We start from the raw sequence: 25502 nt of genomic DNA on the forward strand, positions 1-25502 counted from the left end.
GTGATCAGTGACCCATGCCCAATCCGCCGTCAACGGGAATGACGGCTCCAGTGATGTACGAGGCGTCGTCGGAGGCGAGGAAGCGCACGGTGGCGGCGATCTCCTCCGGCTGCGCGTAACGGCCGAGCGGCACCCCGGCGACGATGGCCGCGCGCTGCTCGTCGGTGAGCACCTTGGTCATATCGGTGTCGACGAACCCGGGCGAGACCACGTTGAAGGTGATGTTCCGCGATCCCAGCTCCCGGGCCAGCGAGCGGGCGAAGCCGACGAGGCCGGCCTTGGAGGCGGCGTAGTTGGCCTGTCCCGCCGAGCCGAGCAGCCCCACGACGGAGGAGATCAGCACCACTCGGCCCTTCCTGGCCCGCAGCATCCCGCGGTTGGCCCGCTTGACGACGCGGAAGGTGCCGGTGAGATTGGTGTCGACGACGGAGACGAAGTCCTCCTCCGACATCCGCATCAGCAACTGGTCCTTGGTGACACCGGCGTTGGCCACCAGCACCTCGACCGGACCGTGCTTCTCCTCGATCTCTTTGTATGCCTGCTCCACCTGCTCGGCGTCGGTGATGTCGCACCTGACGGCGAGGCAGCCGGACTCCGTGAGCTCCGCGGGCGGCTCGCCGGAGCGGTATGTGATCGCGACCTTGTCACCCGCGTCGGCGAACGCGCGGGCGATGGCGAGGCCGATGCCCCGGTTTCCTCCGGTGACGAGAACCGAGCGGCTCAACGGATCACCCTTTCGATAGCGGACTGGTACCCCCGAGTACCCCTGAAACTATCGGTCCGGCCGCGTTCCGGGAGAATCGGGCACTGACAGCGCCTTCCCCGGCTCACTGTCGGATCCCTACAGAATGCCGCTGCCCGGGGCATCGGTGGTGATCCAGCACGCGGAATCACATGATTCACTGCGCATCTGTAGTCGCGTTGGCCGAGAAGGGGAGGGCACCTGTGCCCCATGACATCGATCAGACATTCCTCGCGCTGCCGCTGCGGGCGCTCGCCGACGCGGCGCTCGCGCGGGCACGGGCGCTCGGCGCCGACCACGCCGACTTCCGGTTCGAGCGCGTTCGCAGCGCGGCCTGGCGGCTGCGGGACGCCAAACCCGCGGCGTCGTCGGACACCACGGATCTCGGGTACGCGGTACGGGTGGTGCACGGCGGGGCCTGGGGCTTCGCCTCCGGTGTCGACATGACCATGGACGCGGCGGCGCGGGTGGCGGGACAGGCCGTCGCGATGGCGCAGCTCTCGGCGCAGGTGATCGCGGCAGCCGGGTCCGACGAGCGGGTGGAGCTGGCGGACGAGCCGGTGCACGCGGAGAAGACCTGGATCTCCTCGTACCGGATCAACCCCTTCGACGTACCCGGCGAGGAGAAGACCGCGCTGCTCGCCGCGTGGAGCAGCCGGCTGCTGGCGGCGGACGGTGTGGCGCACGTGGACGCCTCACTGCTCACCGTCCAGGAGAACAAGTTCTACGCGGACACGGCGGGCACCGTCACCACCCAGCAGCGGGTGCGGCTGCATCCGCAGGTCACGGCCGTCGCGGTGGACGAGACGACCGGTGAGTTCGACTCGATGCGGACGATCGCGCCGCCCGCGGGCCGTGGCTGGGAGTATCTGACCGGCACCGGCTGGGACTGGGACACCGAGCTGGAGCAGATCCCCGGTCTGCTCGCGGAGAAGATGCGCGCGCCGAGCGTGGAGGCCGGGCGCTACGACCTCGTCGTCGACCCGTCGAACCTCTGGCTCACCATCCACGAGTCCATCGGGCACGCCACCGAGCTCGACCGGGCGCTGGGCTACGAGGCGGCGTACGCGGGGACCTCCTTCGCCACCTTCGACAAGCTGGGGAAGCTGGAGTACGGCTCCTCGGTGATGAACGTGACCGGCGACCGCACGGCCGAGCACGGGCTCGCGACGATCGGGTACGACGACGAGGGCGTGCAGGCGCAGTCCTGGGACCTGGTCAGGAACGGCACCCTGGTGGGCTACCAGCTGGACCGCCGGATCGCGAAGCTGACGGGGCTCGGGCGTTCCAACGGGTGCGCGTACGCCGACTCCCCCGGCCATGTGCCGGTGCAGCGGATGGCGAACGTCTCCCTGCGCCCGGCGGTGGGCGGACTGTCGACGGACGATCTGATCGGCGGGGTGGAGCGCGGGATCTATGTCGTCGGCGACCGCTCGTGGTCGATCGACATGCAGCGCTACAACTTCCAGTTCACCGGGCAGCGGTTCTTCCGCATCGAGAACGGGCGGCTCGCGGGTCAGCTGCGGGATGTGGCGTACCAGGCGACGACGACGGACTTCTGGGGCTCGATGGAGCAGGTGGGCGGCCCGCAGACCTATGTGCTGGGCGGCGCGTTCAACTGCGGCAAGGCCCAGCCGGGCCAGGTCGCCGCGGTCTCCCACGGCTGCCCCTCCGCCCTCTTCCGGGGCGTGAACATCCTCAACACCACGCAGGAGGCCGGCCGATGAACCGCAACCACGGAATTCGCCGGGGGTCCGGGGGTCGCCCCCCGGGCAAGCACAGCCTCAACACCACGCAGGAGGCCGCTCGATGAACCGCAGCAGCAAGCCGTACGAGATCGTCGAGCGCGCCCTGGAGCTCTCCGCCGCCGACGACTGCGTCGTCATCGCCGACGAGCACTCCTCCGCCAATCTCCGCTGGGCCGCCAACGCCCTGACGACCAACGGTGTGACCCGGGGCCGTACGCTCACCGTCGTCGCGACCGTGAACGGCGCGCAGGGCACCGCGTCCGGGGTGGTGTCGCGGTCCGCGGTCACCGAGGAGGACCTGGAGCCGCTCGTCCGGGCCGCGGAGGCCGCCGCGCGGACGTCCGAGCCCGCCGAGGACGCCCAGCCGCTGGTGAGCGGGGCGGAGCCGGCCGCGGACTTCCGGGACGCGCCCGCCGAGACGTCGTCCGCCGTCTTCGCGGACTTCGCGCCCGCCCTCGGGGAGTCGTTCGCGCGGGCGCGGGCGGGGGGCCGGGAGCTGTACGGCTTCGCCAACCACGAGCTGACCTCGACGTATCTGGGCACCTCGACGGGGCTGCGGCTGCGGCACGACCAGCCGAACGGGACGCTGGAGCTGAACGCCAAGTCGCCGGACCGCTCGCGCTCCGCGTGGGCGGGGCGGGCCACCCGGGACTTCACCGACGTGGACCCGGCCGTGCTGGACGCGGAGCTGGCGCAGCGCCTCGGCTGGGCCGAGCGCCGGATCTCGCTGCCCGCCGGGCGGTACGAGACGCTGCTGCCGCCGACCGCGGTGGCCGATCTGCTGATCTACCAGCTGTGGTCGGCGACGGCGCGGGACGCGGCGGAGGGCCGTACGGTCTTCTCCAGGCCCGGCGGCGGCACCCGGGTCGGTGAGACACTCTCCCCGCTGCCCCTGACCCTGCGCAGCGACCCGAACGAGCCGGGCCTGGAGTCCTCGCCGTTTGTCATCGCGCACTCCTCCGGCGACGACGCGTCCGTGTTCGACAACGGGCTGCCGCTGTCGCGGACGGACTGGGTGCGCGCCGGAAAGCTGGAGCACCTGGTGACCACCCGGCACAGCGCGGGGCTCACGGGGCTGCCGGTCGCCCCCGGCGCGGGGAACCTGATCCTGGACGGCGGCGGCGGGAGCTCTCTGGAGGAGATGGTCCGGGCGACCTCGCGCGGGCTGCTGCTGACCTGTCTGTGGTACATCCGCGAGGTCGACCCGGCGACTCTGCTGCTCACGGGCCTGACCAGGGACGGAGTGTATCTGGTGGAGAACGGCGAGGTGGTCGGCGAGGTGAACAACTTCCGGTTCAACGAGTCGCCCGTCGATCTGCTCTCCCGGGCCACCGAGGCGGGCCGTACGGAGAAGACGCTGCCGCGCGAGTGGGGGGACTGGTTCACCAGGGCCGCCATGCCCGCGCTGCGGATCCCGGATTTCAATATGAGTTCGGTCAGCCGGGGCGTATAACCTCGAAGGGGCCGCGGGGCCGCCAGGAGGCGTCCCCGCCGGCGTCCGAGTACACCCGGCCGAACACATCCGAGGAGACACGAGAGACGTGACGGACATCGTCGACGAGCTGCAGTGGCGCGGGCTGATCGCCCAGTCCACTGACGAGGACGCGTTGCGGAAGGCGTTCGCGGACGGTCCCGTCACGTTCTATTGCGGCTTCGACCCGACCGCGCCCAGCCTGCATCTGGGCAATCTGGTCCAGATCCTCACCATGCGCCGGATCCAGCAGGCGGGGAACCGTCCGCTGGGCCTGGTCGGCGGGGCGACCGGACTGATCGGCGACCCCAAGCCGAACGCGGAGCGCACGCTGAACGCTCCCGAGACCGTCGCCGAGTGGGTGGCGCGGCTGCGGGGGCAGGTGGAGCGGTTCCTCGATTTCGAGGGTCCCCACGCCGCGGTCATGGTCAACAATCTGGACTGGACGCAGGGACTGTCGGCGATCGACTTCCTGCGGGACGTCGGCAAGTACTTCCGGGTCAACAAGATGATCGCGAAGGAGGCGGTCGCCCGGCGGCTGAACTCCGACGCCGGGATCAGCTACACCGAGTTCAGCTACCAGATCCTCCAGGGCATGGACTACCTGGAGCTGTACCGCCGCCACGGCTGTGTTCTGCAGACCGGCGGCAGCGACCAGTGGGGCAATCTCACCGCGGGCACCGATCTGATCCACCGGGTCGAGCCCCAGGCGCAGGTGCACGCGCTGGCCACACCGCTGATCACCAAGGCCGACGGCACCAAGTTCGGCAAGACGGAGTCGGGCACGGTCTGGCTGGACGCCGAGCGGACCACTCCGTACGCCTTCTACCAGTTCTGGCTGAACGCGGACGACCGCGATGTCTCCCAGTTCCTGCGGATCTTCAGCTTCGCGTCCCGCGCGGAGATCGAGGAGCTGGAGCGGCTGACCGAGGAGCGCCCGCAGATGCGGGCCGCTCAGCGGGCGCTGGCGCAGGAGCTGACGACGATGGTGCACGGCGCGGATCAGTGCGCGGCCGCGGAGTACGCGTCGAAGGCGCTGTTCGGGCAGGCCGAGCTCGGCGAGCTCGACGAGCCGACGCTGCGCGCCGCGCTCTCCGAGCTGCCGCGGGCCGTGGTCGCCGAGATCGCCCCGGTGGTGGATCTGTTCGCCGAGGTGGGACTGGTGGCCAGTAAGTCGGCGGCCCGCCGGACCGTGAAGGAGGGCGGGGCCTACGTGAACAACGTGAAGGTCACGGCCGAGGACGCGGTCCCCGCGCGGGAGGACCTGCTGCACGGGCGCTGGCTGGTGCTGCGCCGGGGCAAGAAGAACCTGGCCGCGGTCGAGATCGGCTGACGCCCGGGTTTTTCTTTCCGGGAACGGAGAACGGCGGCTGGACGGGGAGCTCCCCGTCCGGCCGCCGCCGCTTTTCCAGCCTCCGGCCGCCGCCGCTTTCCGGCTTCCGGCTTCCGGCTTCCGGCTTCCGGCTTCCGGCTTCCGGCTTCCGGCTTCCGGCTTCCGGCTTCCGGCTTCCGGCTTCCGGCTCAGGCTCAGGCTCAGGCTCTTTGCTTGCTGCCCTTCATCGCCATCCAGGCCCGGTCGCCCAGGAAGACCAGCACGATCGCGAAGACGAGCTGCAGGGCGTGCCGGCCCCAGTCGAAGCCGGGCGTCTCCTGGATGCCCATGCCTCCGGCGGCCCAGTTTCCGAGCACCGCGCCGCCGATACCGCAGATGGTGGCCAGCCACAAGGGGAGGTGCTGCTTGCCGGGCAGGATCGCCTTTGCGATCAAAGCCAGCACGAATCCCACGATGATCGCCCACAACCAGCCCATGGCTGCCTCCTCGTACGGCTCCTGGTGAGCAGTTACGCCGTCATTCTGAGCCTGTCCGCCATACGGCGCATGTCGGGCAGCGCCATACGGGGGACGGCCGAGTCCCCGCACCGCAGCCGTAGGCGGCCCCGGTCTCGTAGGCGGCGCAGGGGCGGCGTACCGTGGAAGGCGGCCGGGACCGGGGAGTGTCCTGCGGAATCCAGGTGGTGGAATGTGATGCGGAAGCACAGTGACGCGGAGGTGTTCCGGATCACGGGAGCCCGGCAGGGGCTCGCCGACGACATCCGGGGTCGGCAGCGGCGCTATGTGATCTCGATGTCGGTGCGGACCGTGTCCGTGGTGCTCGCAGCCGTGCTGTGGAACGTGGAACGGCATGTGGCGATCGTGGCGGTGGTGCTCGGAATGATCCTCCCCTATATCGCCGTCGTCATCGCCAACGCGGGCCGGGAGACTCCTCCCTCGCTGCCGTCGACGTTCGTTCCGCAGCCGTCCCGGCCGATGATCGCGCCGATGGCGACGACTTCGGCGGCGACCGGGGCACCGGCAACGGAATCCGGGCCGGAAGGCGCGGCCGGCGACGGAGACGGTCGTGGCGGCGATCGGGGCCCCGGCCGGGGCTGATCCGGCGGGTCCGCCACACTCAAGAAATGCTCAGATCAATCATGAAGTTCCGGTGCACCGCACCCCATGCCGCGTGACATACTTCGTACGCGCTCCGCATCCCCCGTCGGAGCGACGGACCGACGCCGGGCAGCTCCCCCCGTGGCTGCTCGGCGTCGCCTTGTATGGAGAATGATCCGGTGAGTACCGACCCGGTGAACGACAAGAACCCCATCTGTTCCGCCAAGGGCTGCCGTGCCGCCGCCGTGTGGGTCCTGGCCTGGAACAACCCGAAGCTGCACACGCCGGAGCGCCGCAAGACCTGGGTGGCGTGCGACGAGCACCGCGAGCATCTCGCCGGCTTCCTCGACATGCGCGGGTTCCTGAAGGACGTCGTCACGCTGGAGGAGTGGGAGGCGCGGGACTCCGCGGGCTGACCGGTCCGCCCGCCGGGACGGGCCGTCGGTCAGCCGCCGATCGCCGACATCGGGCGGTCCGGCTGGAGGAAGGACGGATCGTCCAGTCCCGAGCCCGCCTTCTTGCCCCACATCGCCCGCCGCCAGACGCGGGCGATCTCCTCGTCGGGCGCGCCCGAGCGGAGGGCGCCCCGGAGATCGGTCTCCTCCCGGGCGAAGAGGCAGTCGCGCACCTGGCCGTCGGCGGTGAGACGGGTGCGGTCGCAGGCGGCGCAGAAGGGGCGGGTGACCGAGGCGATCACCCCGACCCGGTGGGGTCCGCCGTCCACGATCCAGCGCTCGGCGGGGGCGGCGCCCCGGGCCTCGGCGTCCTCGGGGGTGAGCGCGTAGCGGGTACGCAGCGATGTGAGGATGTCGCCCGCGGTGATCATGCCCTCGCGCTTCCAGCCGTGCTGGGCGTCGAGGGGCATCTGCTCGATGAAGCGCAGCTCGTATCCGTGCTCGACGGCCCAGGCGAGCAGTTCGGGGGCCTCGTCGTCGTTCAGCCCCGTCATCAGGACGGTGTTGACCTTGACCGGGGTGAGTCCGGCGTCATGGGCGGCTGCCAGGCCGGCGAGGACGTCGTGGTGGCGGTTTCTCCGGGTCAGCGCCTTGAAGACCTCGGGTCTGAGGGTGTCGAGGGAGACATTGACCCGGTCGAGCCCGGCGGCCCTGAGCGCGGCCGCGGTGCGCCCCAGACCGATGCCGTTGGTCGTGAGCGACATCCGGGGCCGGGGCTCCAGGGCGGCGCAGCGCTCCACGATGCCCACGAGACCGGGCCGCAACAGGGGCTCCCCGCCGGTGAAGCGGACCTCGGTGACGCCCAGCGAGGTGACGGCGATCGATATCAGCCGGACGATCTCGTCGTCGCTGAGGAGATCGGGCTTGGCGAGCCACTGGAGACCTTCTTCCGGCATACAGTACGTACACCGCAGATTGCACCGGTCCGTCAGTGAAACGCGCAGGTCGGTGGCCACACGGCCATAGGTGTCGACGAGCACTGCGGGCCCCTCCCCGTGGGTCGGACGACAGTCGGTCCCGGTAGGTCACGTGCTGATCTCTTCTGATCTCTTCACATGAGCCTACGCCAGGCGTATGACAGCGCCGGGGGACGATGTGACCGGGAACGGCGCGGCCGTCTCGCAGGGTCTCCTGCGACACGGCCGCGCCGGGAGCCCGCGGCCGGCGCGCCTCGGGCCGGCGGTGGGGCTCGGGGAAAAGGCGGGATCCTGGGTCAGTGGGCTCCGGTTCCGGTGAGGGACTTGACCTCCAGCTCCGCGTACTTGCCCCGGTCGGGCTCCTCCTTGGTGAGCACGGAGCCGAGCCAGCCGAGGAGGAAGCCGAGCGGGATGGAGACGATGCCGGGGTTCTCCAGCGGGAACCAGTAGAAGTCGGCGTCCTTGAACATCGACGTGGGCTTCCCGGAGACGACCGGCGAGAAGAGCACCAGTACCACGGAGGAGAGCAGTCCGCCGTAGATGGACCAGAGCGCTCCCTGCGTGGTGAACCTCTTCCAGAAGAGGCTGTAGAGGATCGTCGGGAGGTTCGCCGACGCGGCGACCGCGAAGGCGAGGGCGACCAGGCCGGCGACGTTCAGATCGCGGGCGAGCGCGCCGAGCGCGATGGAGACGACACCGATGGCGACGGTCGCCCAGCGGGCCGCGCGGACCTCCTCCTTCTCGGTGGCCTGTCCCCTGCGGATGACGTTGGCGTAGATGTCGTGCGCGAAGGACGACGACGAGGCCAGGGTGAGACCGGCGACGACGGCGAGGATCGTCGCGAAGGCGACCGCGGAGATCACGGCCAGCAGGATCGCGCCGCCTGCGGAGTCGGTGCCGCCGATATGGAGGGCGAGCAGGGGCGCGGCCGTGTTGCCCGCCTTGTTGGAGGCGGTGATGTCGGCGGGTCCCACGATCGCCGCCGCGCCGAAGCCGAGGGCGATGGTCATCAGATAGAAGGCGCCGATGATGCCGATGGCCCAGTTGACGGACTTGCGGGCGGCCTTCGCCGTCGGGACCGTGTAGAAGCGGATGAGGATGTGCGGCAGTCCGGCGGTGCCGAGGACGAGCGCGATGCCGAGGGAGATGAAGTCCAGCTTGGACGTCCCCGTGGCGCCGTACTTCAGGCCCGGCTCCAGGAACGCCGATCCCTTCCCGCTCTTCTCGGCGGCGGTGCCGAGGAGGTCGGAGATGTTGAAGTTGAACTTCAGCAGCACCAGGAAGGTGATCAGCAGCGTTCCGGCGATGAGCAGGACGGCCTTGACCATCTGGACCCAGGTGGTGCCCTTCATCCCGCCGATGGTCACATAGAGGATCATCAGAAGACCGACGAGCCCGACGATCAGGACCTTGCCGCCGTCGCTGGTGATGCCGAGCAGCAGGGAGACCAGGACGCCGGCTCCGGCCATCTGGGCGAGCAGATAGAAGATGGAGACGACGATGGTCGACGTTCCGGCGGCGGTACGGACGGGGCGCTGGCGCATCCGGTAGGCGAGGACGTCGCCCATGGTGAAGCGGCCCGAGTTGCGCAGCGGCTCCGCGACCAGCAGCAGGGCGACGAGCCAGGCCACCAGGAAGCCGATGGAGTAGAGGAAGCCGTCGTACCCGAAGAGGGCGATGGCACCGGCGATACCGAGGAACGAGGCGGCGGACATGTAGTCGCCGGAGATCGCCAGCCCGTTCTGGAAGCCGGTGAACTGGCGCCCGCCCGCGTAGAAGTCCGCGGCGCTCTTGGTCTGGCGGCCCGCCCAGACGGTGATGAACAGGGTCGCCACCACGAAGGCGGCGAAGAGGGTGATGATGAGCGGCCGGTGCTCGGTGGTGGCGCTCTGGGCCGCCAGGGTCACGGCCGGCAGGCTTCCCGCGGACAGGTCGGCGGCCGTCGCGGACAGGTCCGGGACGGCCTGCTGCCCGGCCGCCAGATGGAGGGCGCCGCTCATACGCCGGCCTCCATACGGGACTTGATGGCCTCGGCCCTGGGGTCGAGCTTCCCGGCCGCGTGGCGGGAGTAGAACCAGGCGATGAGGAACGTGGTGGCGAACTGGGCGAGCCCGAGGACCAGGGCGACGTTGATGTTGCCGAAGAGCTTGGTGCCCATGAAGCCGCCCGCGTAGTTCGACAGCAGGACGTAGAGCAGGTACCAGGCGATGAAGGCGATCGTCAGGGGGAAGGCGAAGGAGCGGTAGGTGCGGCGCAGTTCGCCGAATTCCGCGCTCTCCTGTACCTCGATGAACTGCTCGGTGGTGGGCTGAGCGGGGCCGGCGGCCAGTGTCTTCTCGGGCGGGGCGGCGTCGGTAGTCACGGAATCTCCTCGTGACGCGGGTGTGGTGGGGATGGACAAGGCGGACCTTCGTTCCACGGGGGCGGGGGCGGTTTGATGGTGCTCCACCCCCTGACAACGGCACGGGGAGCACGCCGGACCGGTTCAACATCAGCCGTTTTTCTCCGCGCTTTCCCGTCGCTTCGCTCGAACGGATTGATGACGACCGAAGATCGGCGATAGCTTCGCTCGTCATGTACCCGCCCAAACGCACCGGGTGTCTGGGCGGCCGGTACCGATGATGTGGAGAACCCATGGCTCATCTGGGAACCAGACGGCGACGCGCGATCGCGCTCCCCGCGGGTCTGGCGCTCACAGCCTCGCTCGGCTTCCTCCCCGCGGGAGCCGCCTCGGCCAGCACGGCGGCGCAGAACGCGCCCGCCGCGGTGGTGACCGACGGTCCGAAGCTGTCGTACGTGGTGAATGTGGAGGGCGGTCGGCGCACCGCCGACGCGGTGCGCCGGGCGATAGCCGCGGCCGGCGGGTCGGTGGTCGTGTCCTACGACCGGATCGGCGTCATCGTCGTCCACTCGCAGAACCCGGACTTCGCGCGGACGATCCGCGCGGTCGAGGGAGTCGAGTCGGCCGGTGCCACCCGCACCGCGCCGCTGGCGGCCGCGACCGACACCTCGGCCGGGGCCGAGCGTCCGCTGACCGCCGAGGAGGCGAAGGACGCGACGGCGGTGGCGGATTCGGGCCAGGATCCGCTCGAACCGCTCCAGTGGAGCCTGCCCGCGATCAAGGCCGACCGGGCGCATGAGCGCACGCTCGGGAGCAAGAACGTCACGGTCGCGGTCATCGACACGGGTGTCGACGACACCCACCCCGATCTCGCGCCCAACTTCGACGAGCGGGCCTCGGTGAACTGCGTCGGCGGCAAGCCCGACACCACGCCCGGCTCCTGGCGCCCCGGTCCGCACGAGAGCGACCACGGCACCCATGTGGCGGGCACGATCGCCGCCGCCAGGAACGGCATCGGTGTCACCGGTGTCGCCCCGGGTGTGAAGGTCTCCGGCATCAAGGTCTCGACGACGGACGGGCTCTTCTACACCGAGGCGGTCGTCTGCGGCTTCGTCTGGGCCGCCGAGCGGGGCGTCGAGGTCACCAACAACAGCTACTACGTGGACCCGTGGCTGTTCAACTGCACGAACGACCCCGACCAGGCGGCCCTGGTCGAGGCCGTCACCCGCGCCACCCGGTACGCGGAGCGCAAGGGCGCGGTCAACGTCGCCGCGGCCGGCAACTCGCGGATGGACCTGGCGGCGGAAGCGCTGACGGACACGACGAGCCCGAACGACACCACCCCCGTCGACCGGATCGTCGACCCGGCCGAGTGCTTCGACATCCCGACGCAGCTGCCCGGGGTCGTGACCACGTCCTCGCTCGGCGCGAAGGGCCTGAAGTCGTCGTTCTCGAACTACGGCGACGGCGTGGTCGACATCTCGGCGCCCGGCGGCGACTCCACCCGCTACCAGGCGCCGGACGCCCCCGCCACGGACGGCCGGATCCTGTCGACGCTGCCGAACGGCCGCTACGGCTACAAGGCCGGTACGTCGATGGCTTCGCCGCATGTCGCGGGCGTGGTCGCGCTCATCAAGTCCAAGCACCCCTACGCCCCGCCGGCCGCCGTGAAGGCGCTGCTGTACGGGCAGGCCGACGACACCGCGTGCACCGACCCGTACGACATCAACAACGACGGTGTCGTGGACGCGGTGTGCGAGGGCGACAAGCGGAAGAACGCGTTCTATGGCGAGGGTGTCGCGGACGCCCTGGACGCCGTACGCCGCTGACACGGACCGCACGGGCCGCACGGGCAGGTCGCGGGAAAGCCGCACCGGCCGCTCGTACGGACCGTACCGGCCAACCGCCGGTGACGGCCCCGCTCGAACGGACCGTGCGGGTCACTCGTACGGTCCGTACGGCGGCGGCCACCGGGGCCGGACACCTCCCGTGTCCGGCCCCGGTGCCGTCAGGAGCGTTCCGCCCGCGTGGCCGAGAGCACCCCGAGGGCCAGCAGCAGCTGTCCCGTGCTGTAGACGAGCATGATCCAGAAGTCGGGTACGGGCGGCTGCGGCCACTCGGCGACCCCGGTGGCGATGACCATGTCCGAGATCAGGAACAGCGCGCCGCCCAGTCCCGCGACGGGCCCGAGCGCGCTCGCCCGCCAGGCCATCGCGGTCAGCACGAGCGCGTATCCGGCGACGGGCACCCGCAGATCGGCGGGCAGATCCGGCCACAGGAGCGCGACCGCGGCCACGAGCGCCGCGCCGTAGACGGGCCCCGCCCACCCCGGTGCCGGCGCACGGCCGAAGAGCACCAGGTAGCAGATGTGCCCTACGGCGAAGGAGCCCATCCCCACCAGGAACGCCCAGTCCGCGCCGGACAGCAGGAACACGTCCCCGCCCCAGCCGAACAGCAGCGCGGCGACCAGCAGCCGGGGGCCGCCGCGTACGGCGGTGAAGGCGGCGAGGAGCGGCATCAGCAGCGGCTTGGCGATCCGGTGGCCCGTCTCCGCGCCGGCGAGGAGCGAGCCGAGGTCGACGAGGACCGCGAGCGCGAAGGCGGTGAGCAGCGCCCGCCCGACGGCGCCGGCGGTGTCCGCCGTACGGATCCGGGGCGCGCTCACGCGGTACGCCCGGTGGCTGCCGGGGCGCCCGGTGAGGGGACGCCCGCGGACACGGTGCCCCCGGCCGCCGTACTCCCCGGCGGTGCGCTGCGCGGCGGCGGCTTCCCGGCCCCGGTGCCCGCGACGGAGGCGCCCGGTGAGGGGGCGCCTGCCGAGGGGGCGCCCGCGGCGGAGGGGTCCGCGGGCGGGGCCGGCTGCCAGCCGGGGCCGCGGAACACCCGGCCCGCCCGCTCGCGCCACGTGTCCGCCGCGCGGACGTCGCGCGCGATGGCGGCGTACTCGTGGGTGGCGACGCGCAGCGGGTTGTAGGTGTCGATGTTCTTGGTGAGCCCGAAGACGGGCCGCTCGGTCTCGGGCGCGAAGGACCCGAAGAGCCGGTCCCAGACGATCAGGACGCCACCGAAGTTGCGGTCCAGATAATCGCCCTGGGAGGCGTGGTGGACCCGGTGGTGGGAGGGCGTGTTCAGGACGTACTCCAGGGGCCGCGGCAGCTTCCCGATCCGCTCGGTGTGGATCCAGAACTGGTAGACGAGATTGACGGACTGGCAGAAGGCGAGCGCCGCCGGATGCACCCCGCTCACGACCAGCGGGAGAGAGAACGGCCACACGGTCCAGGTCGTCCAGGGCTGGCGCAGCGCGGTGGTGAGGTTGAACTTCCGGCTGGAGTGATGGACCACGTGGCAGGCCCACAGGATCCGCACGACGTGGTGGCCGCGGTGGGACCAGTAGGAGAGGAAGTCCTGTGCGAGCAGCATCAGGGGCAGGGTCCACCACAGCACGGGGACCCGGGCGGGGGTGAGTTCGTACACCGCCGTGTAGACGGCCAGGATCGGGATCTTCCACAGGAGGTCGAAGCCGAGGCTGCCGAGCCCCATGCCGACGCTGGTGGCCGCGTCCCGGGTCTCGTAGCCGGCCGCGTCCTCGTCGGGGTGGAGGCGGTGGACGGCCATCTCCAGGACGGTGAGCAGCACAAAGGCCGGTATTGACCAGAGCACGACATCGGGCAGATTCGGCATGTCTGCACCGTAGAGGCGGTGGCCGGGGTGGGGCTAGTCGTTGTTACCGACAAGTATGTGAGACGGATCGTCAGCACGTCTTGGAGGCTTCCGCCAACCGGAGGGGTCCTTTCCCCGACGTCCCGGGCCGCGGCGTCGGTCCGCGCGGTCCAGCGCCCCTCGCGAACCGCACGGCCGACGCCCCGCACCGTCCGCCCCCACCGCACGGACCCGGATTCACCGCCGTGTGACCGCCCGCGGACAGGGGGGCCGGGACGTTCCCGCCCGGCTCGCCCGCGATCGCCGGAAGGCACCGCCCTCAGCCCGTGACCGCGCCCAGCAGCGACCCCGCGCCGTAGGTCACCGCCATCGCCAGTGCTCCCCCGCCCACGTTCCGTACGACCGCCGGGCCGGCCCGCGCCTCGCCCAGCCGGGCGCTCCACCAGCCCGTGAGCGCCAGGGCCGCCAGTACCGAGCAGATCGTGACGCCCAGCCGCAGGGACTGGGGCGGGAGGACCATCGCCAGCAGCGGGAGGAGCGCGCCGGCGGTGAAGGCGAGGAAGCTGGCGCCCGCCGCGTGCCAGGGATCGGCCAGGGCGTCCGGGTCGATCCCGAGCTCTACGCGCGCGTGCGCGCGCAGGGCGTCGCGTTCGGTGAGCTGGGCGGCGGCCTCGCGGGCGACCTCCCGGGTGAGGCCGCGGTCCGTCAGCAGGCCGGTCAGCTCGTCGAGTTCGGCCTCCGGCTCGTCACGGAGCTCGCGCTTCTCCACGGCCAGGGCGGCCCTCTCGGAGTCGCGCTGGGTGGACACGGAGACGTACTCCCCCGCTGCCATGGACATCGACCCGGCGAGGAGTCCGGTCAGGCCCGCGGTCAGCAGGGCCGTACGGTTCTCCGTGGCTCCGGCGACGCCGACGACGAGCCCCGCGGTGGAGACGATGCCGTCGTTGGCGCCGAGCACGGCGGCGCGCAGCCAGTTCAGCCGCGTACCGAGTCCCGTGCCGTGCGGCTCGTGGTGGGGCCCCGCCGGGACGGGTCCCCCGGGGTCGCGGGAGGAGCCGCCCGCGGGAACGGGCTCTCCGGCGGCCCCGGGATCACGGGAGGGCCCGTCCCCGAGGCCGCCGGTGCCACCGGACGCGGCGGGATCCCCGGATTCACCGGCCCCCGGTGAATCCGGTGAACCGCCTTCGGGGTCACCGGCGGCGGGCCTGCCGGCCGCGCCCGGGGCCCGGCCCCCGGGTGCGCCGGAGTCCGGGCCGGGCGGTTCCCCGGAGGGACGGCCCGCTGGTTCCTCATGGGTCATCCCGGGAGGGTCCCACCCCGGCCGTCACCAGACGCGCACCGACCCGCCCGGGGCGAAGGCGGGGCTCGTCGCCCCGGGCGGGATGTCGGTCAGCGGCTCCGCGATCTCCGCGACCGTCGGACCGTGCACGGCCGCGATCGGGTCGAGGAGAGCGGTGTCGAAGCCGTAGACACGAGCCGCGTTGCCTCCGGCCATCGCGGCGACCTCGGCGCGCGTCAGGCCCGCGTAGGCGATGCGGAGACCTTCGCGGGAGTAGGGGGTGGTGCCTTCGTCGTGCGGGTAGTCGCTCCCCCACATGATCTTGTCGATGCCGATCCGGTCCCGCAGCGGCACCTCGTGGGGGCGCATGAAGCTCGCGCCGACGAAGCAGTTGTCGCGCCAGACCTCGCTCGGGCCCCGGCCCATCGACGCCGCGAGGCCCGCGCCGAACCGGGACTCGGCCGTGGTCGCCCGTGTCGCCGCCGCCACCAGCCGCCCGTGGTAGTAGTCCAGCATCTCCAGTACCCCCGGGATCCACCCGGAGCCCTGCTCGGTCAGCACCAGCAGCAGTCCGGGATGGCGGCGGAAGGCCCCGCCGAAGACCAGGTGCCACAGCGCCCGGTGCGAGAACCAGGTCGTCTCCACCATGAACACGGCCCGTGCGGCGGGCTCCTCGCCGAGCGGTGGGGAGGCCGAGCCGCCGTGGTGGTTCACGGGTACGTCCAGTTCGGCGCAGACGGCCCACAGGGGGTCGTACACCTGCGAGTACAGCTCGGGCAGCCCCGATCCCGGTGGTGTGCCGGGCAGCAGGATCCCGCCGGTGAGCCCCGCCTCCTTCGTCCGCCGGACCTCCCGCACGGCCTCGTCGACGTCGTTGAGCAGGATCTGCGCCACGCCCGCGCGGCGGCCCGGGGCGAGCGAGCAGAAGTCGGCGAGCCATCTGTTGTGGGCGCGCAGCCCGGCCCAGCGCCGGTCGTACTCCTGCCGGGACGGCGCCGGGGCCATCAGGGAGGCGCTGGGGAAGAACGGCGGGATGGTGTTGGGGAAGACGACCTCCGCGACGATGCCGTCGGCCTCCAGTTCGGCGAGGCGCCGGTCGGAGTTCCAGTTGCGGTCGGCGGTGTCGGCGAGCAGGTCCTCGTAGGGATTGACGTAGCCGGCGGCCCAGGCGTCGAAGTCGTCGTGGTACCGCTTCTCCAGATACGGCTTGTAGTCGAGCAGATCGGCTCCCGCGTGGCAGTCGGCGGAGATGACGGTGTAGCGCCCGTCCTCCCCGGAGCCGGTGCCGGCGGGGCCGCCGTTCACCGGGCCGCTCACGGGTTCACCCCCAGCACCGGGAAGTCGCCGCCGGTGAGCCAGTGGCGGCCCGTCTCCCGCGACCTCGCCCAGGACGCCTCCACGGCGCTCTGGTCCTCGGGCTGGCCCAGATCGGCCGGGGTCGGTCCGATCCGGCGGGCGAGGGGTGCGAGCTTCGCGGTGTCGAAGCCGAAGACCTCCGCGGCGGCCAGGCCCAGAATCCGGCGGGTCTCGGCGACCGGGATGTCGTGGAAGGTGTTCCGCAGCCACTGCCGGGTGTTGGGCCAGGTGCCCTCGGGGTGCGGGAAGTCGCTGCCCCACAGGATGTTGTCGACACCGATCTCGTACCGCTGGGCCAGCTCGCGCCGTTTGGTGTTGGTGGCGCAGATGAAGACCTGGCGGTCCAGGTACTCGCTCGGCGCGCGCTTCAGCTCGGCGAACGGGGACAGCTTCTTGCCGCCGTGCGCCCCGAGGTAGAGCCGGTCCATGAACCACAGCAGGTTGGGCAGCCACCAGCAGCCGGACTCGGCGACGCCGAACCGCAGTCCCGGATGCCGCTCGAACACCCCGGACCAGAGCAGGAACCAGAGCGGGCGGGCCGGCCACCAGGTGACCTCGGAGACATAGATGCCCAAGTGGTCGCCGTACTCGTGGCGAGGTGCCGCGCCGGAGTGGGTGACGACGGGCATCCCGGTCTCGGCCGCCGCCGCCCACACCGGGTCGTACCGCCGGTCGTGGTACGGGGCCCTGTCCACCCACATGGAGGGGATCATGAGCGCCCCCAGACCGGACTCCTTGGCCCGGTGGATCTCGGCGACGACCGTGTCCACCTCGCCCGTGACGGGCAGGAGGGCGACGCCGCAGTGCCGCTCGGGGTTCCGGGACACGAACTCCGCGAGCCAGCGGTTGTGGGCCTGCGCGCCCGCCATGCCGAGGAGGGGGTCCTGGTCCCCGGAGAGCCCGAGGCCGACGCCGAAGGGCGCGGCGGTCTGGCTGTCGACGGCGTCCGCGTCGGGGAAGACGACCTCGGCGGCCACACCGTCGCCGTCGAGTTCCTTGAGCCGCTGGGCGGCGTCCCAGCCGCCCCTGAGCCCTTCCTCGTTCTCGGTGAACCATTTGTCGGCGAACGCCTCGTTCCGTACGCCGAGCCGCGTCATCTCCTCGCGGCGGCGGTCGCGCCCGGCGAGGAACTCGTCGAAGTCACGGTGGAAACGGGAGTCCAGATAGGGCCGGTACCGCTCGGTGGGCAGTCCGGCGTGGCAGTCGGAGGAGATGATCAGGTACGGGTCTGTCATCGCTGGTCCCTCATTCGTCGAAAGCCCTCAGTCGAGGATGAAGCTCTCCAGGTAGGAAGGGTCGGCGCGGTCGAGCATCGACGCCGACCGCGCCCTGATCTGCCGGTCGCTGTGCTCGCTCGCCGGAAGCATCCAGAACCGCCGGGCCCGGATCCCCTCGACGACGAACTCCGCGACCTCCTCGACCGGGGTGAACGCCACGTCGTGCCCGGCCTCCTTCATCGCCGCCTCCCACTGCCCGAGACTGCGGTAGGGGGTCCGGCGCGGGCGCTCCTTGGCGTACCGCTCGGGGCGGTTGCGGTGCGACTCCCACAGCCCGGTGCGCAGCATGTGCGGTCCCGGGAAGAGGACGGAGGCGCCGACGTCGGCGCGCTCGGCCTTCAGATGCGCGTACAGCGACTCGGTCATGGTCACGACGGCCGCCTTGGTGACGGCGTACACGGACGCGGTGGGCAGGGGGGCGATGCCGCCGTCGCCGGAGGAGGTGTTGACGACGTGGCCCGGCTCACCGCCCGCGAGCATGCGGGGGACGAAGGCCTGGATGCCGTGGAAGACGCCCCAGACGTTGACCGCGAAGGCCCACTTCCAGTCGTTGGGCTCGTGCTCCCACATCCGGCCCTCGGCACCGGAGCCGACGCCCGCGTTGTTGCACAGCACATGGACCGCGCCGAAGGTGTCGTAGGCCGCGTCCGCCAGGGCGAGGACGGAGTCGCGGTCGCCGACGTCGACCGTGCGGGCGAGCACCCGAGCACCGTCGTCGGCGAGTTCGCCGGCGGCCCGCTTCAGCGCGTCCTCCTCGACGTCGGCGAGGACGACCTTGAGCCCCTCGGCCGCGAACCGGCGGGCCATCGCGAGCCCGATACCGCTCGCCGCGCCGGTGACGACGGCGACCTGTCCCTCGGTGAGCCGCATCAGACGCTCCCCTCGGGCGGGCCGTCGAGGATCTGCTGCGGGTCGTCGTAGCGCTGGTGGATGTACGGCAGGAGATCCTCGGCGCTCACCCGGCCGGCGACCCGGCCCTTCTGGTCGGTGGTCTTCTCACCGATGGTCAGCTCGACGACCCGCCGTACGGGAAGGTCGGCGACGGGGTCGTACGGCGACTCGCGCAGCACCACCTCGCCCGTGAGCCGCTCCAGCCTGCGCACCTTCTCGTTGCGCAGGCAGTGCACGAGGACCGGGTCGGATTCGAGGCCCCGGCCGTCGACCGCGGGCAGGAACTTGAAGTAGAAGTCGAGTTTCTCGGCCGGCTCCGGCGGCGGAAGGGGGCCGTCCACCGTGCCGCGCACCTCGACGAAGGCGATGCCGTGCCGGGCGAGCACGGCCGATACGGCCGCTCCGTCCCGTTCGACGGTGACCTCGCCGAGTTTTTTCGGCTCGCCGAAGACCTCACGCCCGCCGATCAGCGCGCGCTCATGGGTCATCGGCATGACGAGCGGATACCAGCCCTCGCGGCCGTCGTGCACGGCCGCGACGGCGACGGAGCCCGCGCCGAGGGGGTAGCCGGGCAGCTCGACCTTGCTGATGTTCGCCCGTACGAGGGGGCGCCCGGTGGGTTCGAGCGGGGGCGGAAGCACGGCGGCGACCGCCTCCGGGTCGCTCTCCCACACCGCCACCACCCCGGTCGACCAGATGTCCGGGAGCCTGGATCCGGCGTCGCGGGCCGCGGTGATCTCCGCCGCGGAGCGCGCGCCGTACCGTACGCGTGTCATTCGTACCGCCCTTCGTCCATGGATCTCTCGACCGGATCTGTCGGTCCGTCAGATCGGCGCGTGTAACACTGTTACACGGGGTTGGATGAGGGGTAAAGAGCCGTGCACACGCCGGAATCAGGAATCCGGGGAAGGGAATCGACGGGCATGACACGTACCGCGCTGACCCGCGACGAGGTCCTCGACGCGGCCGCCGCCCTCGTACGGCAGCACGGGCCCGCGGCCCTCACCATGCGCAAACTGGCCGCCGAGCTGGGCACGGCCGTCACCTCGATCTACTGGCACGTGGGCAATCGCGAGTCCCTGCTGGACGCCCTCGTCGAGCGCACGATGGAGGAGATGGGCGCGATCCGGCCCACCGGGCGCACGCCCGAGCAGCGCGTCGTCTCCGTCGCGCGCCGGCTCCACCGCGAGCTGCGCACCCGCCCGCAGCTGATCGCGATGGTGCACGAACGGGGTCTCACGGAACGCATGTTCCTGCCCGCCCAGCAGGCGCTCGTCCACGAGGTGCACGCCGCGGGACTGCGCGGGGCACGCGCGGCGGAGGCGGTGCGCGCGGTCCAGTTCCAGGTCATCGGCTTCGTCCTCGTCGAACGGAACCGCGAGCGGTCTCCGGTCCAGTCGCCGGGGGAGCACGAGCTGTGGGACGAGGTGACCGCGGAGCACGATCCGGCGCTCGCGCGGGCGCTGGCCCGGCCCGCGGACACCGAGAAGCTGTTCGCCGCCTCCGTACGGGCACTGGTGAGCGCGCTGCTGACGCCATGAGGGCCGGGGGCGCGGGTACGGAGGCGCGGACGGGGGCGCGGGTGCGGTGGTACCGACGGACGGGGGCGGGGAGGCGCGGACGCGGGGGCGCGCTCAGACCGTCCGGGTGCGGGAGCGCGCCCCGGCGCGCCGGAACCGGTGCCCCCGGGGGCCGTCCACCCGGATGTGAGGGTGCGTAAGGGACGTACCGTACAGGCGGATCGGGCGATGTCAGTCCGGGCCCGTATTCTCTGTGACCATGCTCGACGACAGCACGACAGCAGCGGCGACGTGGCCGACTGCATACCCCCAGGGGTATGCAGTCGTCGACGTGGAGACCACCGGGCTCGCCCGGGACGACCGGATAGTCTCCGCTGCCGTGTACCGCCTCGACGCCCAGGGCGCCGTCGAGGACCACTGGTACACCCTGGTCAATCCGGAGCGCGATCCGGGCCCGGTGTGGATCCACGGACTGACCACCGACGTGCTCGCCGGGGCTCCCCTCTTCGGCGAGATCGCCGAAGAGTTCTCCGAGCGGCTCGACGGCCGGGTGCTCGTCGCGCACAACGCCCTCTTCGACTGGTCCATGATCGCCAGGGAGTACGCACGGGCCGACCGCGCCGCCCCCACCCGGCAGCGGCTGTGCACCATCGCCCTGGCGAAGGAGCTGGGCCTTCCGCTGCCCAATCACAAACTGGAGTCGCTGGCCGCGCACTTCGGGGTCGTCCAGCAGCGTGCCCACCACGCGCTGGACGACGCGCGGGTGCTCGCCGAGGCGTTCCGCCCGAGTCTGCACACGGCGGCCCGCGACGGGGTGCGGCTGCCGCTGCTGGAGTGCCGGCCGCTCACCGAGTGGTCGGACTCCCCCGCCGCCCCGAGGGTCGGCCGGCAGGCGTCGTACGACGGCTCGGGCGGCCGCGCCCCGTACGGGTCCTCGTACGGCGGCTGGCGGCCCTCGCGCCGGCGGCCCGCCTGCCCGTACCCCAATCCGGGACGGTACACAGCGGGCAAGCCGCTCAAGCAGGGCATGCGGGTGGCGTTCTCCGGTGACACCTCCGTCGACCGCGAACTGCTGGAGGACCGGGCCTTCGAGGCCGGTCTGCACATCGCCACCAGCGTCTCCCGGCTGACCAGCCTGCTGGTGACCAACGACCCCGCGTCCGCCACCTCCAAGGCCGTCAAGGCGAAGGCGTACGGCACCCCGGTCGTCGACGAGGCCGCCTTCACCCAGCTGCTGCGGGACGTGGCCCCGGCGGACGGGGACGGCGGGAGCGGGCGAGCCGGGCAGGGCGACGGGGACGGCTGACGGAAGGCGGCCGGGCGGCCCGGTCACCGGCGCCCGCCGGGCCTCCCTGAACGGGTGAAGCCGCGCAGACGGGTGACGGACGGGCGTGCCGCCCGCCGATCGGAGCGCTCGCGTCGCACCCTGTGGCGCATGGCACGTTGTGAGGTCTGCGGAAACGATTACGGGATGTCCTTCGAGGTGCACGCGCAGGGTGCCGTGCATGTCTTCGACTGCTTCTCCTGCGCCATCCACCGCATGGCGCCCATCTGTGAGCACTGCCGGGTCCCGATCATCGGCCAGGGGGTCGAATTCGAGGGCCACTGGTACTGCGGCGCGCACTGCGCCCGCGCGGAGGGCCGGGTGGGCATCGTCGACAAGGTGTGAGCCGCGGCGCCCGGCCGGGGACCCCGCCCCGCGGTCCGGCCCGCCCCCGGTCGCGACCGGCGGATTCCGGTCCGCCCCCCGGGTCCGCCCCGGCGCCCGGCCCCGTCCCGGTGTCCGCCGGTGACCGCCGCGGGGCGCGCTGCGACGAGGGACCCACCGCCCGCGCCCCGGACGCCGGAAGGTACGGTCGAAGCCGTGTACCGCTTCCTGTTGTCCCGGCAGTGGGTGATCCTCACCCTCATCGCGCTCGCCCTCGTCCCCACGATGATCGAGCTGGGCTTCTGGCAGTTCCACCGCCATGAGCGCCGGGTCGAGCAGAACGAGCTGATCGCCCGGAACCTGGAGGCGAAGCCGGTCCCGGTGACCGAGCTGACCTCCCCGGGACACCGGGTTCCGCGCGCGGACTACTGGCGCACGGTCACCGCCACCGGCACCTACGACCCGGCCGGCGAGGTCGTCGTACGGCGCCGGACCAACGCGGACGAACGCGTCGGCTTCCATGTGCTGACCCCGCTGGTCCTCGCCGACGGCCGTGTCGTCCTGGTCAACCGGGGCTGGGTCGAGGGTGCCACCGACCCCAGGGCCTACCCCCCGGTGCCGCCCGCGCCCCGGGGGACGGTGACCGTCACCGGGCGGCTCAAGGCCGACGAGACCACCAGGGGCAGCGGCATCAAGGACCTCGCCGGTCTGCCGCCGCGCCAGGTCATGCTGATCAACAGCGAGCAGCGGGCCGGGGCGCTCGGCAAGCCGGTGCTCGGCGGCTATCTGGAGCTGAGCGAGCCGCGCCCCGCGGGCGGGAAGCCCGAGCTGGTCCCCGCGCCCGACCACGGCTCCATCGGCGCGCACATGGCGTACGCGATCCAGTGGTGGCTGTTCACGGCGGGCGTGCCCGTCGGCTGGGTGGTTCTCGTACGCCGTGAACTACGCGACCGGCGCGCGGCCGAGGCGCGAAACGCACCCGAGCCCGTGCCCGCGAACGTCTGACACTCCCGGCGTACCGGGCGGAACCGGCCCCAGTGACACCGGGCGCCCCAGCCGATCCGGCGCCCGTGCCTGCTTAGGCTGCGCGCAAGACGGGAACACGCCAAAGCGTGACCCTACGCATCGAGGACTACGCGCTCATCGGCGATCTTCAGACGGCGGCGCTGGTGGGCATGGACGGCTCCATCGACTGGCTCTGTCTGCCGCGCTTCGACTCGGCGGCGTGCTTCGCCGCGATCCTCGGCGACAAGGAGAACGGCCACTGGCGGATCGCGCCCAAGGGCGCGGGCCGCTGCACCCGGCGCGGCTACGTCGGGGACTCGCTCGTCCTGGAGTCGGTGTGGGAGACGCGCACCGGCACGGTCAAGGTCACCGACTTCATGCCGCAGCGCGACAGGACACCCGATGTGATGCGGATCGTGGAGGGCGTCAGCGGCACGGTCGAGATGGAGGCGGTGCTGCGGCTGCGCTTCGACTACGGCTCGATCGTGCCGTGGGTGCGCCGGACGGACGGCCACCGGGTGGCGGTCGCCGGGCCGGATTCGGTGTGGCTGCGCAGCGAGCCGCCGGTCAAGACGTGGGGCCAGCAGTTCAGCACCATCTCGTCGTTCACCGTCGGTGCCGAGGACAAGGTGGCGTTCGTCCTCAGCTGGCATCCGTCGCACCAACGGCGCCCGGCGCCCGTCGATCCGTTCGACGCGCTGGAGCACAGCCTCCAGGACTGGGAGGACTGGTCCACCCGGTGCCGGACCCAGGGCGTCTACCGGGAGCCCGTCGTCCGCTCCCTCATCACCCTGAAGGCGCTCACCTACGGCCCCACCGGCGGAATCGTCGCCGCGCCCACCACCTCGCTGCCCGAGGAACTCGGCGGCGTACGGAACTGGGACTACCGCTTCTGCTGGCTGCGGGACTCCACCCTCACCCTGGGCGCCCTCCTCAGCGCGGGCTACCAGGAGGAGGCCGCCGCCTGGCGCGACTGGCTGCTGCGGGCGGTGGCGGGCGATCCGGCCGATCTGCAGATCATGTACGGGCTGGCCGGGGAGCGCCGGCTGCCCGAGACGGTGCTGCCCTGGCTGTCGGGATACGCCGGTTCCACTCCCGTACGCACGGGGAACGCGGCCGTCGAGCAGTTGCAGCTCGATGTCTACGGAGAGGTGATGGACTCCCTCTTCCTGGCCAAGCAGCAGGGCATCCCCGGCCAGAAGCACGCCTGGTATCTCCAGCTCAGCCTGCTCGGCTTCCTGGAGTCGAAGTGGCGCGAGCCCGACGAGGGGCTGTGGGAGGTGCGCGGGCCCCGCCGTCACTTCGTGCACTCCAAAGTGATGGCGTGGGTGGCCGCCGACCGCGCCGTACGCACCCTGGAGGCGGAACCCTCGCTGCGCGGGGACGCGGCGCGGTGGCGGACCATGCGGGACGAGGTGCACCGGGAGGTGTGCGAGAAGGGGTACGACCCCGAGCGGAACACCTTCACCCAGTACTACGGCTCCGCCGAACTGGACGCGGCGACCCTGCTGATCCCCCGGGTCGGGTTCCTGCCGCCCGACGATCCCCGGGTCGTGGGCACGGTGGACGCGGTACGGGCCGAACTGGGGACGGCGGGCGGGCTGGTGCGGCGCTACAGCACCGAGGGCGCGTCGGTGGACGGGCTGCCCGGCGACGAGGGCGCGTTCCTGGCGTGCTCGTTCTGGCTGGCGGACGCGCTGCGGATGACGGGTCGGGTGAAGGAGGCCCGTGAGCTGTTCGAGCGGCTGCTGACCCTCCGCAACGACGTCGGGCTGCTCGCCGAGGAGTACGACCCGGTGGCGGAAAGACAGCTCGGCAACTTCCCGCAGGCGTTCAGCCATATCGCCCTGGTGACCACCGCCCTCGCGCTGGCCGGCGAGGAGAATGCAGGATAGGCCCATGGATCTTGGACTGAAGGACCGCGTCTACGTCCTCACCGGCGCCTCGCGGGGGCTCGGCAACGCGGCGGCGAGGGCGCTGATCGCCGACGGCGCGAAGGCGGTCGTCTCCGGCCGTGACGAGAAGACGGTCGCGGACTCGGCCGCCGAGCTGGGCCCGGGCGCGGTCGGTGTCGCCGTCGACAACGCGGACCCGGAGGGCGCGGAGCGCCTGATCGCCGCGGCCCGTGCGCACTTCGGGCGCTTCGACGGGGTGCTGATCAGCGTCGGCGGCCCGGCGCCGGGCTTCGTCGCGGACAATACGGACGAGCAGTGGCGGGCGGCCTTCGAGTCCGTCTTCCTCGGTGCGGTCCGCCTGGCCCGTGCGGCCGCGGCGGCCCTCGGCGAGGGCGGGGTGATCGGCTTCGTCCTCTCGGGCTCCGTCCATGAGCCCATCCCCGGGCTCACCATCTCCAACGGGCTCCGCCCCGGTCTGGCGGGCTTCGCCAAGTCGCTCTCCGACGAACTCGGCCCGCGGGGTATCCGGGTGGTCGGTCTGCTGCCCTCCCGGATCGACACCGACCGGGTCCGCGAACTGGACGCACTCTCCGGTGACGCGGCCTCCGCCCGCACGGCGAACGAGTCCCGCATCCCGCTGCGGAGGTACGGCACACCGGAGGAGTTCGGCCGGGTGGCGGCGTTTCTGCTCTCCCCGGCGGCGTCGTATCTCACGGGCCTGATGGTGCCGGTGGACGGGGGCGCCCGGCACGGGTTCTAGGGCGTGTATCGGAAGTAGCGCCGTCCGCCCGGAGGGCGGGGCCTGCGGCGTCCGGTGCGTGCAATCGCAAGGCGGAGGGTCGCCCTCGTACTGGACGTACTTGGGTG

General features: G+C 71.8%; 24 protein-coding genes. 12 read left to right on the forward strand and 12 right to left on the reverse strand.

The window, feature by feature from the left end; genetic code table 11:
• Positions 1 to 4 precede the first annotated feature (4 nt).
• Positions 5 to 724 carry a 3-oxoacyl-[acyl-carrier-protein] reductase gene (gene fabG / locus ACFYT4_RS32445; protein ID WP_389277231.1) on the reverse strand — a complete coding sequence of 240 codons (720 nt, stop codon included), beginning with the start codon at positions 722 to 724 and terminating at the stop codon, positions 5 to 7.
• A gap of 221 nt (positions 725 to 945) precedes the next feature.
• On the opposite strand from fabG, the gene ACFYT4_RS32450 reads away from it, so the two are divergent.
• The 3 genes from ACFYT4_RS32450 (at position 946) to tyrS (ending at position 5294) form a co-directional block, all read left to right on the forward strand.
• Entirely contained in the window at positions 946 to 2469 is a 1524-nt protein-coding gene (locus ACFYT4_RS32450) for a TldD/PmbA family protein (protein ID WP_389277234.1), read from the forward strand.
• 82 nt (positions 2470 to 2551) lie between these two features.
• Complete coding sequence (locus ACFYT4_RS32455) at positions 2552 to 3943, forward strand: metallopeptidase TldD-related protein (protein WP_389277237.1); 1392 nt, start codon at positions 2552 to 2554, stop codon at positions 3941 to 3943.
• 88 nt (positions 3944 to 4031) lie between these two features.
• On the forward strand, positions 4032 to 5294 hold the full coding sequence (tyrS, locus tag ACFYT4_RS32460) for a tyrosine--tRNA ligase (protein ID WP_389277240.1): 1263 nt from the start codon (positions 4032 to 4034) through the stop codon (positions 5292 to 5294).
• A gap of 200 nt (positions 5295 to 5494) precedes the next feature.
• Here the strand turns inward: tyrS and ACFYT4_RS32465 are convergent, their stop codons facing one another.
• A complete protein-coding gene (locus ACFYT4_RS32465; protein ID WP_389277243.1) occupies positions 5495 to 5770 on the reverse strand; it encodes a GlsB/YeaQ/YmgE family stress response membrane protein in 276 nt (91 codons plus the stop codon).
• A gap of 216 nt (positions 5771 to 5986) precedes the next feature.
• Here ACFYT4_RS32465 and ACFYT4_RS32470 point away from each other — a divergent pair, with 216 nt between their 5' ends.
• Both ACFYT4_RS32470 and ACFYT4_RS32475 read left to right on the forward strand, forming a co-directional pair.
• Complete coding sequence (locus tag ACFYT4_RS32470; RefSeq protein ID WP_389277245.1) at positions 5987 to 6391, forward strand: DUF3099 domain-containing protein; 405 nt, start codon at positions 5987 to 5989, stop codon at positions 6389 to 6391.
• A 179-nt stretch (positions 6392 to 6570) separates the two neighbouring features.
• Positions 6571 to 6807, forward strand: a complete 237-nt coding sequence (locus ACFYT4_RS32475; protein ID WP_389277248.1) for a hypothetical protein — start codon at positions 6571 to 6573, stop codon at positions 6805 to 6807.
• A 29-nt stretch (positions 6808 to 6836) separates the two neighbouring features.
• On the opposite strand, the gene moaA is transcribed toward ACFYT4_RS32475, so the two are convergent.
• The 3 genes from moaA to ACFYT4_RS32490 all read right to left on the reverse strand — a co-directional run bounded on the left by moaA (position 6837) and on the right by ACFYT4_RS32490 (position 10125).
• Complete coding sequence (gene moaA / locus ACFYT4_RS32480) at positions 6837 to 7826, reverse strand: GTP 3',8-cyclase MoaA (protein WP_389277251.1); 990 nt, start codon at positions 7824 to 7826, stop codon at positions 6837 to 6839.
• Positions 7827 to 8059: 233 nt separating this feature from the next.
• Positions 8060 to 9763, reverse strand: a complete 1704-nt coding sequence (locus ACFYT4_RS32485; protein WP_389277254.1) for a cation acetate symporter — start codon at positions 9761 to 9763, stop codon at positions 8060 to 8062.
• Positions 9760 to 10125 (reverse strand): DUF485 domain-containing protein, encoded by a 366-nt coding sequence (locus ACFYT4_RS32490; protein ID WP_389277257.1) that lies wholly within the window; start codon positions 10123 to 10125, stop codon positions 9760 to 9762. The genes ACFYT4_RS32485 and ACFYT4_RS32490 overlap by 4 nt, the downstream gene beginning before the upstream one ends.
• Before the next feature lie 272 nt (positions 10126 to 10397).
• On the opposite strand from ACFYT4_RS32490, the gene ACFYT4_RS32495 reads away from it, so the two are divergent.
• Complete coding sequence (locus tag ACFYT4_RS32495) at positions 10398 to 11933, forward strand: S8 family serine peptidase (protein ID WP_389277260.1); 1536 nt, start codon at positions 10398 to 10400, stop codon at positions 11931 to 11933.
• 179 nt (positions 11934 to 12112) lie between these two features.
• Here the strand turns inward: ACFYT4_RS32495 and ACFYT4_RS32500 are convergent, their stop codons facing one another.
• The 7 genes from ACFYT4_RS32500 to ACFYT4_RS32530 form a co-directional block, all read right to left on the reverse strand.
• The gene (locus ACFYT4_RS32500; protein ID WP_389277263.1) at positions 12113 to 12769 is read right to left on the reverse strand and encodes a lysoplasmalogenase; all 657 of its coding nucleotides are present in this window, start codon (positions 12767 to 12769) and stop codon (positions 12113 to 12115) included.
• Entirely contained in the window at positions 12766 to 13785 is a 1020-nt protein-coding gene (locus ACFYT4_RS32505; RefSeq protein WP_389277266.1) for a sterol desaturase family protein, read from the reverse strand. Before ACFYT4_RS32505 ends, ACFYT4_RS32500 begins: the two co-directional genes overlap by 4 nt.
• Positions 13786 to 14083: 298 nt before the next feature.
• Positions 14084 to 14743 carry a VIT family protein gene (locus ACFYT4_RS32510; RefSeq protein WP_389277297.1) on the reverse strand — a complete coding sequence of 220 codons (660 nt, stop codon included), beginning with the start codon at positions 14741 to 14743 and terminating at the stop codon, positions 14084 to 14086.
• Between the two features lie 345 nt (positions 14744 to 15088).
• Positions 15089 to 16360 (reverse strand): amidohydrolase family protein, encoded by a 1272-nt coding sequence (locus tag ACFYT4_RS32515; protein WP_389277268.1) that lies wholly within the window; start codon positions 16358 to 16360, stop codon positions 15089 to 15091.
• Complete coding sequence (locus ACFYT4_RS32520) at positions 16357 to 17634, reverse strand: amidohydrolase family protein (protein ID WP_389277271.1); 1278 nt, start codon at positions 17632 to 17634, stop codon at positions 16357 to 16359. Before ACFYT4_RS32520 ends, ACFYT4_RS32515 begins: the two co-directional genes overlap by 4 nt.
• A 27-nt stretch (positions 17635 to 17661) precedes the next feature.
• Positions 17662 to 18546: an SDR family NAD(P)-dependent oxidoreductase gene (locus ACFYT4_RS32525; protein ID WP_389277274.1), complete on the reverse strand. Its 885-nt coding sequence runs from the start codon at positions 18544 to 18546 to the stop codon at positions 17662 to 17664.
• A complete protein-coding gene (locus ACFYT4_RS32530; RefSeq protein ID WP_389277277.1) occupies positions 18546 to 19343 on the reverse strand; it encodes an acetoacetate decarboxylase family protein in 798 nt (265 codons plus the stop codon). Before ACFYT4_RS32530 ends, ACFYT4_RS32525 begins: the two co-directional genes overlap by 1 nt.
• 147 nt (positions 19344 to 19490) lie before the next feature.
• Here ACFYT4_RS32530 and ACFYT4_RS32535 point away from each other — a divergent pair, with 147 nt between their 5' ends.
• From ACFYT4_RS32535 to ACFYT4_RS32560, 6 genes are all read left to right on the forward strand, one after another.
• On the forward strand, positions 19491 to 20108 hold the full coding sequence (locus ACFYT4_RS32535; protein WP_389277280.1) for a TetR/AcrR family transcriptional regulator: 618 nt from the start codon (positions 19491 to 19493) through the stop codon (positions 20106 to 20108).
• Between the two features lie 238 nt (positions 20109 to 20346).
• A complete protein-coding gene (locus ACFYT4_RS32540; RefSeq protein WP_389277283.1) occupies positions 20347 to 21393 on the forward strand; it encodes a DEDDh family exonuclease in 1047 nt (348 codons plus the stop codon).
• Positions 21394 to 21522: 129 nt separating this feature from the next.
• Positions 21523 to 21756, forward strand: coding sequence for a hypothetical protein (locus tag ACFYT4_RS32545; RefSeq protein ID WP_389277286.1), 234 nt, complete (start codon positions 21523 to 21525; stop codon positions 21754 to 21756).
• Positions 21757 to 21951: 195 nt separating this feature from the next.
• A complete protein-coding gene (locus ACFYT4_RS32550; protein ID WP_389277288.1) occupies positions 21952 to 22740 on the forward strand; it encodes an SURF1 family protein in 789 nt (262 codons plus the stop codon).
• Positions 22741 to 22847: 107 nt separating this feature from the next.
• Positions 22848 to 24635, forward strand: a complete 1788-nt coding sequence (locus tag ACFYT4_RS32555) for a glycoside hydrolase family 15 protein (protein WP_389277291.1) — start codon at positions 22848 to 22850, stop codon at positions 24633 to 24635.
• A 4-nt stretch (positions 24636 to 24639) separates the two neighbouring features.
• Positions 24640 to 25395 (forward strand): SDR family oxidoreductase, encoded by a 756-nt coding sequence (locus ACFYT4_RS32560; RefSeq protein ID WP_389277294.1) that lies wholly within the window; start codon positions 24640 to 24642, stop codon positions 25393 to 25395.
• The last annotated feature ends 107 nt before the right edge of the window (positions 25396 to 25502 follow it).

Source organism: Streptomyces sp. NPDC004609 (assembly GCF_042873655.1).
Lineage (GTDB): Bacteria > Actinomycetota > Actinomycetes > Streptomycetales > Streptomycetaceae > Streptomyces.